Raw genomic sequence first — 13,627 nt, 5'->3', positions numbered from 1 at the left:
CACCTCCACGTTCTATATTCCCTTTTTCATTGTCAACGATACGTCTTAAAAATACAAGGCACCGTAGCGTGACATTCCTCACAGTTTCAACTGTTCTAGTGGATCTTTTTTAAATTAACTCATACAGTTTCCAAAAAACCTTGAATTAGCAACACCAAACTGTTTTTTTTGAACTATTTTCATATAGATACAGAAATAAAGAAAGCCCGTCATATCAACGTTTGTTCACTTGTTAAAACATTCACATGAACGTAAAGGGAATCAGCCCTTCCTTTTGTTACACTATTCACATAAGGAACTGATGATTAGCTCAATATTAAAGGAGTGGTATCCATGTTATTAGAAAAAACGAGTGCTTGGACGAACTTTACGTCTGGTGAATGGGTAAAGACGATCGATGTCGCAGACTTCATCCGACTCAACCGCACAGAATATACAGGAGATGATCACTTTTTAGTCGGTCCAACGCAAGCAACAGAACGGCTCTGGCAACAAATTCTACAGCTGACGAATGAAGAACGACAACGTGGTGGTGTGTTTGCCGTCGATGCTAAAACGCCATCAACGATCCTATCGCATGATGCAGGATATCTGAATCGCTCACTTGAAAAAATCGTAGGTTTACAGACAGACGAACCGTTTAAACGTTCGATTCATCCAAACGGTGGGATTCGGATGGTGAATGATGCCCTAGCTGCGTATGGCTTTGAAGCAGACGAGACCGTCACGAAAACCTTCAGCGAGTACCGGAAGACACATAACCAAGGGGTTTTCGATGCCTATACCCCTGAGATGCGCGCCGCACGTAAAGCCGGTATCATCACAGGATTACCTGATGCTTATGGTCGCGGACGGATCATTGGTGACTATCGTCGTGTTGCTTTGTACGGAACGGCACGCTTGATTGAAGAACGTAAGCGAGATTTAAAGGCGCGTGGCGGTTTCCTCTCTGAATCAATGATTCGTGATCGCGAAGAGATGAATGAACAGTTGCGCGCATTAACGGAATTGACCGAGCTTGGAACTCGTTATGGTTTTGACCTCTCTCGCCCTGCAGAAACAGCACAAGAAGCATTCCAGTGGGTCTATCTTGCTTATCTTGCTGCCATCAAGGAGCAAAACGGGGCAGCCATGTCACTCGGTCGAGTCTCGACGTTCCTTGATATTTATGTCGAACGTGATCTTGCGACTGGGCGCTTGACCGAAGAGACTGCACAAGAGCTCGTCGATCATTTCGTCATGAAGCTTCGGATCGTCAAATTCTTACGGACACCGGACTATAATGATCTCTTCTCGGGTGACCCGACGTGGGTAACGGAATCCATTGGTGGAATGAGTGAAGATGGGCGATCAAACGTCACGAAAAGTTCATTCCGCTTCTTACACACACTCTCGACACTCGGTCCGGCACCGGAACCGAATCTAACCGTCCTCTGGTCTACTCAGCTTCCACGCGGATTCAAGGAATTCTGTGCGAAGATGTCGATCGTATCGAGCTCGATTCAGTATGAAAACGATGATTTGATGTTGCCGGTTTATGGGGATGATTACGGTATCGCTTGCTGTGTCTCCGCCATGCGAATTGGGAAACAGATGCAGTTCTTCGGTGCGCGAGCAAACCTGGCAAAAGCATTACTCTATACAATCAATGGCGGAATGGACGAGAAGCTCAAAATTCAAGTCGCCCCCGCAAGTCCATTGATGCTTGATGAAGTACTCGATTACGAAACCGTCATGGCGGCTTATGATCGTCAACTCGATTGGCTCGCAGAACTGTACGTTAACACACTGAATGTCATCCATTACATGCATGATAAATACAGTTACGAACGGATTGAGATGGCGTTACACGATCCGGAAATCTTACGGACGATGGCATGCGGTATCGCTGGTTTATCGGTCGTCGCTGACAGTCTATCCGCCATCCGTTACGCAACAGTCCGTCCGATCCGAGATGCGGATGGGATTGCAGTTGATTTCAAGATCGAAGGCGAGTTTCCGAAGTTCGGGAATAACGATGAACGGGTCGATCAGATGGCAGTTGATCTCGTGACGCTGTTCATGGAGAAAATCCGTAAACATCCAACGTATCGCAATGCGCTTCCGACACAGTCTGTCCTAACGATCACTTCAAACGTCGTCTACGGTAAAAAGACAGGAAATACGCCAGATGGACGCCGTGCGGGTGAACCATTCGCACCGGGTGCTAACCCGATGCATGGACGTGATACTAGAGGAGCTGTCGCCGCACTGACATCTGTCGGAAAATTACCGTATGAACATGCGCTCGATGGTATTTCGTACACGTTCTCGATCGTGCCAAAAGCACTCGGTAAGGATGAGGTTACACGTATTCGCAATACGGTCGGATTACTTGACGGGTATATGGGTGGTACGACTTCAAAAGGACATCATTTGAATGTTAACGTCTTTGACCGTGAGACGTTACTCGATGCTATGGAGCATCCAGAACAATATCCGCAGTTAACGATTCGGGTATCCGGTTATGCCGTCAACTTCATTAAACTGACGCGTGAACAACAGATCGATGTCATCAATCGAACGTTCCACGGTTCTCTCTAAAATGATGTGTAGTATGTGAAAGGAAGTGAGTAAGATGGCCTATGGTATGATCCATTCCGTTGAATCATGTGGAACAGTCGATGGTCCTGGCATTCGATTCATCGTCTTTACGCAAGGATGTCCATTACGGTGTCAATACTGTCATAACGTGGATACATGGGAGTTCGGTTGCGGACGGCGTGTCTCAGCAGACGAAGTCGTAAAAGAAGCGATCAGCTATCGCTCCTTTTTCGAGGCAACGGGTGGCGGAATCACCTTCTCTGGAGGTGAACCACTCGCTCAGCCAGAATTCTTGGAGGCTGCTTTAACAGAAGCAAAACGCCATGGACTGCATACGGTCATCGATACCGCGGGATCCGTCGTCCCGAAAAACATCGACGCCATTCTCGATGCGACGGATTTGGTTCTGCTCGATATCAAACATATTGACGATGCTGCTTGCCGTGTCTTGACCGGACGAAGTAACGCCAATACACTCGCTTTTGCAAAACGCCTAGCCGAGCGAAATATTCCTGTCTGGATCCGCCACGTCCTCGTTCCAGGTATTACGATGTCGGAACATTTCCTTCGTCAGACTGGCGAGTTCATCCGGACGCTCGGAAACGTCGAGCGCGTCGAAGTACTTCCGTATCATCAACTCGGAGTCTATAAGTGGGAAAACCTTGGTCTTGCTTATCCGTTAACTGATGTCCTTCCCCCTTCACCAGAAGAAACGGATGCTGCGCAAACCTTACTTGAATCGTACTTGTGTTAACGTTTCCATTTTGTTACAATGACGTCATAGACTATGAACAGGAGGTACAACACCGAAATGAAGCAATCACTCGTACACGTCGCTTGATGAATGAAATCATCTCTTTCGCAATGCAGTTGCGGATGTCTGACGCTACGAGTCTGCTCTTTTTCGGTGTGACCAGTCTTTGGTCATCGCCTTCTTTGAGTTACACTCCGGCACACCATCCGCTCGCTTCGGATGGTGTGTTTTTCATTTCATCTTATCGGAAATGAACGCTAAAGGAGCTGCTTTTATGCCTACTGAAACACTTACGATCCAACACCTATCGATGGACTACGACGAACGACGCCTTTTCTCGGACGTTTCTTTTCATATTCATACCGGCGAACATGTCGCCTTAATCGGTCCGAACGGTATCGGAAAAACAACACTATTACACTTGATTGCTGACCAACTTCAGCCGACTGACGGTTCGATCAAACGTCATTATAAACAGCTCGGTCTCCTATCCCAACACTTCCAGCCCGGTGATAGAACCGTTCTTGATGTCGTCGAACGAGCGGATGCGGATCGTTACCAACTTCGCGCTGACGCCATGAATGGTGACTTGACGGTCTATCAACAAGCACTCGATCAGGATGCCTTCTCGCTTGAAACAGATGCGACACGCGTCTTAAAAGAAGTGAAATTAGAGGAAGCACTCTGGACACATGTAGCATCTAGTTTAAGCGGTGGTGAACAGACACGCCTCCAGCTTGCCTGTCTGCTTCTGTCACGACCTGATTTCATCATTCTCGATGAACCAACGAATCATTTGGATCAAGAGACACTCGAGTGGCTCACCGAATGGGTCAATACGTCCCAGGTTTCGATTCTCTATGTCTCACACGAACGGTTCTTCATCGATGCAACGGCAGATGCCGTCATTGAACTATCCGAATCAGGAGCAACGCGCTACAACGGAAACTACCAGTCCTATAAAGAACAAAAAGAACACCAAGCTCTGTCGCAACAACGAGCGTATGAAAAACAAGAACGTACACGTAAAGAGCTGACACGCATGATTCAGGGTTATCAGCAATGGCATCAAAAAGCCTCGAATCAAGCGAGTGAACGGGATCCCTATGCGAAAAAAAAGGCTGCTAAACATGCGACGAAGGTCAAGGCAAAAGAGCAGCAACTCGAGCGTCTACTCGAAGATCGTGTACAAAAACCACAAGTTGCACCGACTGTTCACGTCGCATTCGAACATGAAGCGATTCGTGCGAAACGACTGATTTCGTTTGAACGTGTCTCTTTCATGCATGAGACGAAACCGATCCTAAAGGATGTTTCGTTTACGGTAGAACGTGGTGACCGAATTGCTGTCATCGGACCGAATGGAAGCGGGAAATCGACCTTACTGCGTCTCATCGAGGGCGAGTATGTCCCTAATCAAGGGAACGTAATCCGTCATCCTCGATTGAAGACTGGCTATTTTTCACAAGCCCTTTCCCACTTACCGACATCTGGTACGTTGTTAGAGGCATTACTTGAGTACGGCACAATGAGTGAAACGGACGCTCGGACGTTGCTCGCCTGTTTTTTATTCCGTCGCGATGATGTTTACCGGTCGATTTCCGACGCCAGTATGGGCGAGAAATGTCGAATTGCCTTCTTACGCCTGTATTTTTCTGGTGCTCACTTGCTTATTCTCGACGAACCAACGAACTATTTGGATCTTGCGACTCGTGAACAAATCGAAGCCGCTCTCGATGTCTTCCCTGGTGAGCTCCTCTTCGTCTCTCACGATCGCTATTTCACCGATCGGCTGTCGAATCGGACGTTTGATTTAACGACTGGATTCAACGATCATTCGGTCGGAACTGCCACGGTACGAAACGCTCGCCGAAGTGACCCTGAAGCGATTCAATCCGACTTACACCGTCTTGATGCTTTGACGGGTAACGTGCCGTTCAATACAGAAACGAATGAATCAATTTCAAAAGAATAACGAGAAAAAGCATCTGCATAGAAAAAAGAGACTCCTTTTTCCGTTGCAGATGCTTTTCATATTTCAGTCGTATTATCGCTTTTGATACTTCACTTTCGTATGCGCTTGGGCCTGCTTGTGGATTTTTTTCCACTTTTCCTTCTCTGCCGCCTGCAACGCCACGTTTTGCTTGCGTTCCGCATAGGCGATTTCCCGTTTTAGCTTGACGAAGCTGTTCCAGCGCTCAGCAGTTAGTGTACCATCTTCTAAAGCTGTCCGAACGGCACAGCCCGGTTCCTTCTCATGTTCACAGTCTCGGAAACGACAGTTTTCAGCAAGCTTCTCAATATCGGAAAACGTCGACGATAAACCGTCACTTCCATCCCATAAGGCCAATTCTCTCATCCCCGGTGTATCAACAAGCAATAGACCGTTCGATAGTCGTTTCAGTTCGCGATGCGTCGTCGTGTGACGTCCGCGTTCATCGTCTTCTCGTACGCCCCCCGTCTCCATTAACTGTTCTCCAGCTAAAGCATTGACGAGTGTCGACTTCCCGACGCCGGACGATCCAACTAACACGATCGTTTGCTTGATTTTTAACTGTTCACGCAACACCTCTAATCCGTCACCCGTCAAGGAATCAACGGCAAGGATTGGTGTTCCGAACGCAATCGCTTCGACAGCCTGCAGTTCCGTTTCAATCGACGGCATCAAACTTTTTTTCGTCAGGACGATGATTGGTGTCACCCCTGCATCCCAAGCAACCGTTAAATAGCGTTCCAGTCGACGGACGTTGAAGTCATGTCCAAAAGCCATGACAAGCAAGGCGACGTCGACATTTGCGCAGATGATTTGTTCCTCGGTTTCCGTTCCTGCCGCTTTTCGGGAAAATTGAGAAGATCGTGGCAAGACACATTCGATTCGTCCTTTGCCTGGCTCTCGCTCTGTTTGGATGATCCAGTCCCCGACCGCTGGCAATTCAGCTTTTGTTCCCGATTGGAAACGTAACTTACCAGACAGCTCGCTGAGCGACTCTCCTGTTTCCGTCATAACACGATAGTGTGTTTGATAGACAGCTATAATCCGTCCTAATCGTTCTGTTCCTGTCGTTTCGTAGACAGGTGGTGTACCCCATTCGTTCAAATGGTTTCCTCCTCTGATTTAAGGGAGGGAAACCCCTCCCTGGTTTCCGACACATGTTACTTGTTTTACGTTGATTGTTGCACTCATCAACATCACTCCTCTCAATTCGATTCTTTTATAGAATACCATATCAATCAATGGTTCTGACAGCGCTTCCCTCGAAGTCAGACCTTCTCTCCGCCTTAAGCCCGAGAGCAAATACGGTCCAAAGAGCGTCGTCGGAACAGAAGGACTCCCGTATCATAAAGGTATCAACACAAGGGAGGCTTCCTCATGAAGCAATCGAAAGGAAAACAACTGGTGATGATTCTCGCTGGACTGGCATTACTTGCCGTTGTCATCGGAACATTACCGCACATGATCGGACTTGGCTTAGGGGCGTTACTCGCGTTCTATTCGATCAGTAAGTTCATGCAATCGAACAAATGGCCAGCGAAACTCGGTTTCGGATTCCTAGCAGCCATCGGAATCGGACTTGCCCTCTCGAACATCTGGGCAGTCATCGGAATCGCAGCAGCCATCGCATTGTACGTCGGTTACATGCGTATGAAACTACAACGTGTCAATGTTCAAGATCTCTTTAACCGTCGCCGTACATCAACGACACATTTCGAAGCAGACTGGAAAGACTTAGACGAAAAACGTTTCTAATCAAATCAAAAGGTATGACCCGATAGCATTCGCCACTTCTAAGGAGGAATTTTCCATGAAAAATGTATTTGATCAACTCAACGATTTTGCAACACAAATGATGACAGAAGTTAAAAAGGCAGCCGAACAGGGCGAAGTACCTGCTAAAAAGCTCGTTCGTCATATTCGATCTACAGAAGCTGATTTAAAAGAAATCGATCGACTACTCGAGCGTCAACGGACATTACTGCAAGAATTAACGCATAAACAAGAAGAAGCGAAGGATTTAGCCGATAAACGCTTCAAGCAAGTCGAGATCGCAAATGAAGCCGGTGAACAACAACTGGCTGAGCGCGCAGCCATCGAATCGAAACATTACGGGGAGCAATACCGGTTCTTCGAAGAACTCGTCGCTGAGACGAAACGCGAGTTGAACGAATTGGAACGTGAAGCTCTCGAGTTGAAGTTAAAGCTCGAAGATCTACAGAACAAACGGTACGAATGGATGATGCGCGAAAACGTCTCAAACTTAAAAAACAAGATGAACCAGGTGCTAGATCGCGAACCAAATGCTACTATAAAAGAAGAAGCACATCCGTTTACGGCAGAAGAGCCTGAGGCAAAACAACCAGCCGTTGATGAAGATGATATCGATGCGCGTATCGCTGAACTCGAGCGCCGCATTCACCAATAAGCAGTCAATGACGAAGGAGGCGTATGCCTCCCTTTGTCATGTTAGAAAGGAGATTGATCGTGCGACGATTAAGTACGAAACAACTGGTCGGTTACGTATCGATCCTGTTCGCCCTTGGTCTGTTCTATGACCTATTGTCCGGTGCAGGAAATGTATTGTTTGGTGTCTTATTTCCGTTCCTGCTGTACTATGTCGGGATTCATTTCCGACGACGCAATCATGAAAAATTAGCGATTCTCTTCTACATCGTCGGTACGATCATTCTTGCTGGCGTCGTCCTTAGTTCGGCTGCCATCGGTTTTGTCATTGCCGGAATTTTGCTCTATCTCGGGATTATTCTCGTAACACGGCATTCCGTCCGAGAATTTTTGTTTTCACGGATTGCCCCGCATCAATATGAAGAAGAAGGCATCAAGATTCAACCGGCTTACTCCTTCTCGACCCAAGCCGATGCACCATACGTCTTACAGGATTTGAGCGAACAGTTCATCGTCAAGGATTTAGAAATCGATTTGACACACGCTTACGTTCCGGAAGGTGAGACATTGATCGTCGTCAGTGGTGTTGTCGGGGACGTCCGAATTCTTTTACCGTCCGGCTATGACTATACACTCGACACGTCAATCGGCTTCGGAAGCGTCAAGACGGACATCCGCCGGATTCCGACTTTCTTTAATCGACGTATTCAATTCCGGGCACCGGAATACGGTGAAGCGACGCGTAAGGTTCGCATTCATGTCATGCTCGGTATTGGCAACGTGGAGGTGTCTTCGATATGAAGCGTGATCAATTCCCGCTTGGTGTCATTGCCCTCCAAGTCATGACGGGCTTTTTAACGGCTGTCATGACAACGTTGTTATTCTTAAGTACACGACAAGTCGATTGGCATGTCCTATTCGTCCGTCAACAAGATTTCCCTGTCCTTCTACTCGTTATCGGACTCTCGTTATTACTACCGCTTGCCATCGGTAGCATGCATTACTTTTTCTTACGACGTGACTTCAAACGTGTCACGACTGCCATCATTGAACTGGAACAAGGAAAAGATGTGACGATCGTTCCGGGTCCCTACTTTCATACGTTGACGCGCTTGTCGCGGATTGGAAAACGTATCGACGAACAAGTCGAGACCGTCCAAAAAATCAGTACACGTCCGCAACACGTTGAACAAGTAAGAGTTCAAGCCGTCACGGAAGAACGAAAGCGACTCGCACGTGATTTACACGACTCCGTTTCACAACAGCTCTATGCCATTTCCATGATGACAACAGCAGCCAAACAGACGATTCTGTCTCAACCTGAAGCTGCCGCCAAACAAATCGAGATGGTCGAGACGATGGCACAAACGGCACAGTCTGAAATGCGCTCACTCTTACTTCAACTTCGCCCCGTCGAACTTGAAGGGATGACGTTACAACAAGGACTTTCTCAATTGCTCGAAGAATTATCCAGAAAGCAGTCCACACAATTAAGTTGGAAGTTAGAAGAGATGTCACTGCCACGACAAATTGAAAACGAGTTATTCCGGATCGTTCAAGAAGGACTGACGAATGCATTACGTCACGCGAAAGCGTCTCATATGGATATTGAACTTCGACAATTCAACGAAACGATCATTCTGAGCATGAATGATGATGGTGTCGGATTCGTCGTTGATGAAAAGAAACTTGCCTCTTATGGCATTAATTCGATGCGGGAACGGACGGCTGAGATGGGCGGAACGATTCGTCTCGTCAGTGTTCCAGGACAAGGAACCCAAATCGAAGTCAAACTTAGAAAAGATCGGATGGTGCAAGTATGATACGCGTATTATTAGTAGATGATCATGAGATGGTCCGGGCCGGTGTGTCTGCTTTCCTTTCCACACAACCAGACATCGAGGTCGTCGCCGAAGCGTCGGATGGTCAAGCAGGAGCCTTGCTTGCGCTTGAACATCGACCGGATGTCATTTTGATGGATTTAGTGATGGAGCCAGTTGATGGCGTCGAAGGAACACGACTGATTCGCAAAGACTGGCCGGAAGCAAAAATTCTCGTCGTGACGAGTTTTCTTGATGACGAGAAAGTCTATCCTGTCATTGAAGCGGGTGCAATGAGTTATGTTTTAAAGACCGCTAGTGCCTTTGATATTGCAGAAGCGATTCGCAAGACGGCAAACGGTCAATCGGTCATGGCAGCACAAGTGACCGGTAAAATGATGGAACGTCTTCGTCGTCCTACGACACACTTGCATGATGATTTGACGGAACGTGAGCAGGAAGTTCTTCAATTGATGGCTCGTGGTATGGCGAACCAAGAAATCGCAGACGAATTATTCATTTCCTTAAAAACCGTTAAGACACACGTCTCGAACATCTTATCGAAACTCGATGTCGTAGACCGTACACAAGCTGTCGTCTATGCCTTCAAGCATAATCTCGTCAAATAAGATTTAGCCCTTCATTACTTATTCCTTAAGCTCACGCAAAGAACCCCGAATCGTCTCCTATTTAGAGACGATTCGGGGTTTTTAACTGTCTTACCAGAGTCTCCATCCGGGAGCTCCTGGAGGGGCATTTTCAATCATATGCCAAATCGGTACCGTATAGGCAAACGCAATCAAAGCGAACGTCACGAAAATCCATAGCTTCCAATTTTCAAAGAAGAGTGGTGTTGCCATCGCCTCTTCTTCTGTTTCAGCAATCGGAAATTCTTCTTTTCCCTTCGGTGCCCGGAAAGCAAGTTGGAACATCGCATAGAGGAATAGCAGAATCGAGATGAATAAAATCGTTCCACCGATCGCCATTGCAACATGATACGGAATCCAGTCGGCGACGATTGAATCTTTGAAATAAGCGGCCGGACCGGTCCGTCTTGGATTACCGAGTAGACCTGAGATATGCATCGCCGTCGACATGAAGAGCATTCCGATCGTCCAGGCAGCCGTTTGAACAAGTCCGAGACGATTCATTGCCGGCGTCAACGTCCGACCACGTAAGAGTGGAACAAGCCAGTACGCTGTTCCGAAGAACGTTAGTGCGACAGCCGCACCGACCGTGATGTGAAAGTGTCCAGTGACCCATAATGTATTGTGAACGATGATATTTAGTTGATGGGACGCATTAATGACACCACCTGCACCTGCTGGAATGAAGAATAACATCCCGATGAACGGTGCAAGAAAACGAACATCACGATACGGCATTTTCTTTACCCAACCAAATATGCCAGTTGCTCCCTTACGGCGTCCCGCTAACTCGAATGTCGCAAACATGGAGAAGGCTGTCATCAATGATGGGATGATGACGAGGAATGTCAAGACGACTTGGACATATTTCCAAAATGCTGAAATCCCTGGCTCTAACAATTGATGGTGAAAACCAACCGGGAAGGAAAAGAGTAGGAATAATAAAAATGACATACGTGCTAACGCGTCAGAAAAAATCTTGCCACCAACGATTTTCGGAATGACCGTATACCAGACGATGTAGGCAGGTAACAACCAGAAATAGACGAGTGGATGACCAAAGTACCAAAATAGCGTCCGGGATAGCTCGATTCCGACCTTATCTGTCCAACCGAGGGATAAGGGAAGTAACTGAAAGAGAATCGTTGCCGCTACGCCGAGTGTCGCAACGACCCATAACAAGGCAGTCATGATGCTCATGTACGCTTGAAGCGGTGGATGAACGCCAGGATGTTCCCGCTTGTAATCAGCATACATGCGGAACATGGCACCAGACGCGATCCATGTTCCGACGACGAAGATGACGAGTCCGATATAAAATACAGGGTGTGCCTTGAGTGGTGCATAGAATGTATAGAGGACGGAAGCTTCACCTGCAAGTACCATCCACGTGACGAGGACGACACCAAGGATCATGAACCAAAATCCGACCCATCCAAGACGTCGAGGAAACTCTTCGAAGCGTCCGAATGATTGACCTAAAAATGAAAACAATAATCCAAAAATGAATAATGTCGTAAAGACGATCGCAAGCATCAACCCGTGTGCAGTCAGAAGCTCATAATATCCGATTCCAGCAATCTCTGGAATGGCACCTGTTCGTACCATCGTTTGTAGTAATCCACATAGACCACCGATCAATAAAGCGACAAGTGAAAAACTGACATGTGCGAAGGCCAGTTTTGCTTCCTTGATTCCGATGACGGTAGCCGGTAAACCACGTTCCATCTCGAACTGTCGTAGTTTTTTTGAAATGGCATTCATCTTATTCCACCACCTTGATTTTGGTTGTCATCATATGATGAGCATTTCCACAGTATTCATTACAGACGACGAGATACTCGCCAGCTTCCTTGAACGTATACTCAATCGAATTAATATGTCCGGGAACGACCATCATGTTGACGTTCGTCTTAACGATTTCAAATCCATGAACGACGTCCTTCGATGTCACGAGAAAATCGACTGTCGCTCCTTTAGGTATGACCATATCTTTTGGTGTAAACTGAAAAGCTTGTGAAACGATGACCGCTTCATATCGGTTGTCATCAATCTTCTTTAGTCCTGGCTTATCAAACGGCTTCGTTTGATCGACTTTCGTCGGATCAATCAATGTCGCATCGGATGGCGGTTGATTCCCGGATGCAAAAGCGGATACGCCGATGATGATCAAGAAAACCGCTAGCATCGCTGATCCAAAGACCAGCCAGATTTTTTCTAGACGATGAATATGCATCGTGACTCCCCCTTAACGTGATATGAATAATAGAAAGATTGAGCTCCACATCCCGATGATGACACCTGCCACGATCAGAACGGCAACGAATGTTCCTTTTAGGTTCGATTCTGTTTTTTGGCTCATGGTGATTTCTCCTCTCCTGCTTTGAACTTGTCTTTATTGTAAGAATTCAGCAAGTCTGGAAACTGTGATAAATATCACTTTAAATATGAAAATTCCGCAGTTTTCTTTCTAAAAACACACAGAAAGTTCACATCTGAACAAGCGAGGAAAGTGCTACTTCTATACAAAAAAAAACAATTCCAACATGAGACAGAAAAAACTGCTTCACGTTCGAATTGTTCGCATACTATCGATTAAATTCGACAAACACCTGCCGGGCACCCTTCACAATGACACAGATCCCGTAAATATTGCGGATTGTGAATGATGATTTCTTTCGCTGTCATCGAAATGACCCCTTCTTTTTTCCACTGAGAAAACATACGATTAACAGTTTCACGTGGTGCACCAATCAATTGACCAAATTCACCGTCGGATGGTCGCTTCGCAAGACGATAAGCTTCTCCCACTTGTTCCCCTTCCATCGCAATCAGGCGAAGTAACGTCGAAGCTAATGCCCCTGGTTTTCCAAACAGTAGTAAGTCACGTAATTTCGTTTCCGTTTGCTTCCGCATTAATGCTTGCCATCGCATGATTTCAAGCGCAAAGGCACCGTCTTTTTTCATGAGCTCTTCTAATTGATTTTTTGATAAGAATCCGATGATGCTATCTTCCATCGTTTCAATACTGTAGGAGCTCGGAAAAGCTTCTCCTACATCAAATTCACCAAACAAATCCCCTTTGAAATATAAAAACATGAGTAATGGACTGCCCTTTTTCGTCAACTTCGATAGTTTGACGCCTCCTTGTTTCACATAAAACAACTTGTCGTTCAATTCCCCTTCCCAACAGACGATGGAATCCTTTTTGAACGTCGTTTCTGTCATAAAGCTCTCCAGTAACGTTCTTGTCTCAGGTGATAAGACGAACGTATTGGCTTCCGTCGTTCCACAAGTTAGCATATCCATTTCTCCTCTCCTCTTCTTCTGCTTTTAGTATAGAACATCACAGTCCAAAAGAATGGATTTTCAAAAGATTGTCAAACTTTGTTCAACATTTCACATTATTATTTTTAAAATGACC

At 46.5% G+C, this 13,627-nt stretch carries 13 protein-coding genes; 8 read left to right on the top strand and 5 right to left on the bottom strand.

Translation table 11 applies throughout. From position 1 onward, the window contains the following. The first annotated feature begins 333 nt into the window (after positions 1–333). From pflB to abc-f, 3 genes are all read left to right on the top strand, one after another. Positions 334–2,583, top strand: a complete 2,250-nt coding sequence (gene pflB, locus ACZGCQ_RS15675) for a formate C-acetyltransferase (protein WP_481266801.1) — start codon at positions 334–336, stop codon at positions 2,581–2,583. 34 nt (positions 2,584–2,617) lie between these two features. Beyond that, positions 2,618–3,337, top strand: a complete 720-nt coding sequence (pflA, locus tag ACZGCQ_RS15670) for a pyruvate formate-lyase-activating protein (RefSeq protein ID WP_481266800.1) — start codon at positions 2,618–2,620, stop codon at positions 3,335–3,337. A gap of 274 nt (positions 3,338–3,611) precedes the next feature. Continuing rightward, a complete protein-coding gene (abc-f, locus tag ACZGCQ_RS15665; protein WP_481266799.1) occupies positions 3,612–5,312 on the top strand; it encodes a ribosomal protection-like ABC-F family protein in 1,701 nt (566 codons plus the stop codon). A gap of 72 nt (positions 5,313–5,384) precedes the next feature. Here abc-f and rsgA read toward each other — a convergent pair whose 3' ends face one another. Further along, complete coding sequence (gene rsgA / locus ACZGCQ_RS15660) at positions 5,385–6,434, bottom strand: ribosome small subunit-dependent GTPase A (protein WP_481266798.1); 1,050 nt, start codon at positions 6,432–6,434, stop codon at positions 5,385–5,387. Positions 6,435–6,707: 273 nt separating this feature from the next. Here rsgA and ACZGCQ_RS15655 point away from each other — a divergent pair, with 273 nt between their 5' ends. The 5 genes from ACZGCQ_RS15655 to ACZGCQ_RS15635 are packed head-to-tail and all read left to right on the top strand — an operon-like array spanning position 6,708 to position 10,185. Continuing rightward, positions 6,708–7,085: a lmo0954 family membrane protein gene (locus ACZGCQ_RS15655; protein ID WP_023467260.1), complete on the top strand. Its 378-nt coding sequence runs from the start codon at positions 6,708–6,710 to the stop codon at positions 7,083–7,085. Positions 7,086–7,140: 55 nt separating this feature from the next. Continuing rightward, positions 7,141–7,758, top strand: a complete 618-nt coding sequence (locus tag ACZGCQ_RS15650) for a PspA/IM30 family protein (RefSeq protein ID WP_029340865.1) — start codon at positions 7,141–7,143, stop codon at positions 7,756–7,758. A gap of 59 nt (positions 7,759–7,817) precedes the next feature. Continuing rightward, positions 7,818–8,537: a cell wall-active antibiotics response protein LiaF gene (gene liaF, locus ACZGCQ_RS15645; RefSeq protein WP_029340864.1), complete on the top strand. Its 720-nt coding sequence runs from the start codon at positions 7,818–7,820 to the stop codon at positions 8,535–8,537. After that, positions 8,534–9,559: a sensor histidine kinase gene (locus tag ACZGCQ_RS15640; RefSeq protein WP_034785901.1), complete on the top strand. Its 1,026-nt coding sequence runs from the start codon at positions 8,534–8,536 to the stop codon at positions 9,557–9,559. Before liaF ends, ACZGCQ_RS15640 begins: the two co-directional genes overlap by 4 nt. Next, the gene (locus ACZGCQ_RS15635; protein ID WP_023467256.1) at positions 9,556–10,185 is read left to right on the top strand and encodes a response regulator; all 630 of its coding nucleotides are present in this window, start codon (positions 9,556–9,558) and stop codon (positions 10,183–10,185) included. Before ACZGCQ_RS15640 ends, ACZGCQ_RS15635 begins: the two co-directional genes overlap by 4 nt. Positions 10,186–10,275: 90 nt before the next feature. Here the strand turns inward: ACZGCQ_RS15635 and ACZGCQ_RS15630 are convergent, their stop codons facing one another. The 4 genes from ACZGCQ_RS15630 to ACZGCQ_RS15615 form a co-directional block, all read right to left on the bottom strand. Then, positions 10,276–11,967 (bottom strand): b(o/a)3-type cytochrome-c oxidase subunit 1, encoded by a 1,692-nt coding sequence (locus tag ACZGCQ_RS15630; RefSeq protein ID WP_481266797.1) that lies wholly within the window; start codon positions 11,965–11,967, stop codon positions 10,276–10,278. Between the two features lies 1 nt (position 11,968). Beyond that, positions 11,969–12,439: a cytochrome c oxidase subunit II gene (locus tag ACZGCQ_RS15625; RefSeq protein WP_029340861.1), complete on the bottom strand. Its 471-nt coding sequence runs from the start codon at positions 12,437–12,439 to the stop codon at positions 11,969–11,971. 12 nt (positions 12,440–12,451) lie between these two features. Next, positions 12,452–12,565: a hypothetical protein gene (locus tag ACZGCQ_RS15620; protein ID WP_023467253.1), complete on the bottom strand. Its 114-nt coding sequence runs from the start codon at positions 12,563–12,565 to the stop codon at positions 12,452–12,454. 233 nt (positions 12,566–12,798) lie between these two features. Next, positions 12,799–13,512, bottom strand: a complete 714-nt coding sequence (locus ACZGCQ_RS15615; protein WP_231925695.1) for a Crp/Fnr family transcriptional regulator — start codon at positions 13,510–13,512, stop codon at positions 12,799–12,801. Between the last annotated feature and the right edge of the window lie 115 nt (positions 13,513–13,627).

Source organism: Exiguobacterium sp. HSB13, assembly GCF_056764755.1.
This window is presented reverse-complemented; position numbering and strand designations above follow the sequence as displayed.

Coding starts and splice junctions, on each gene's coding strand:
- ACZGCQ_RS15635 (WP_023467256.1), top strand. CDS start 9,556: ATGATACGCGTATTATTAGTAGATGATCATGAGATGGTCCGGGCCGGT.
- ACZGCQ_RS15620 (WP_023467253.1), bottom strand. CDS start 12,565: ATGAGCCAAAAAACAGAATCGAACCTAAAAGGAACATTCGTTGCCGTT.
- pflA (WP_481266800.1), top strand. CDS start 2,618: ATGGCCTATGGTATGATCCATTCCGTTGAATCATGTGGAACAGTCGAT.
- ACZGCQ_RS15625 (WP_029340861.1), bottom strand. CDS start 12,439: ATGCATATTCATCGTCTAGAAAAAATCTGGCTGGTCTTTGGATCAGCG.
- pflB (WP_481266801.1), top strand. CDS start 334: ATGTTATTAGAAAAAACGAGTGCTTGGACGAACTTTACGTCTGGTGAA.
- ACZGCQ_RS15655 (WP_023467260.1), top strand. CDS start 6,708: ATGAAGCAATCGAAAGGAAAACAACTGGTGATGATTCTCGCTGGACTG.
- abc-f (WP_481266799.1), top strand. CDS start 3,612: ATGCCTACTGAAACACTTACGATCCAACACCTATCGATGGACTACGAC.
- ACZGCQ_RS15615 (WP_231925695.1), bottom strand. CDS start 13,512: ATGGATATGCTAACTTGTGGAACGACGGAAGCCAATACGTTCGTCTTA.
- ACZGCQ_RS15650 (WP_029340865.1), top strand. CDS start 7,141: ATGAAAAATGTATTTGATCAACTCAACGATTTTGCAACACAAATGATG.
- ACZGCQ_RS15630 (WP_481266797.1), bottom strand. CDS start 11,967: ATGAATGCCATTTCAAAAAAACTACGACAGTTCGAGATGGAACGTGGT.
- ACZGCQ_RS15640 (WP_034785901.1), top strand. CDS start 8,534: ATGAAGCGTGATCAATTCCCGCTTGGTGTCATTGCCCTCCAAGTCATG.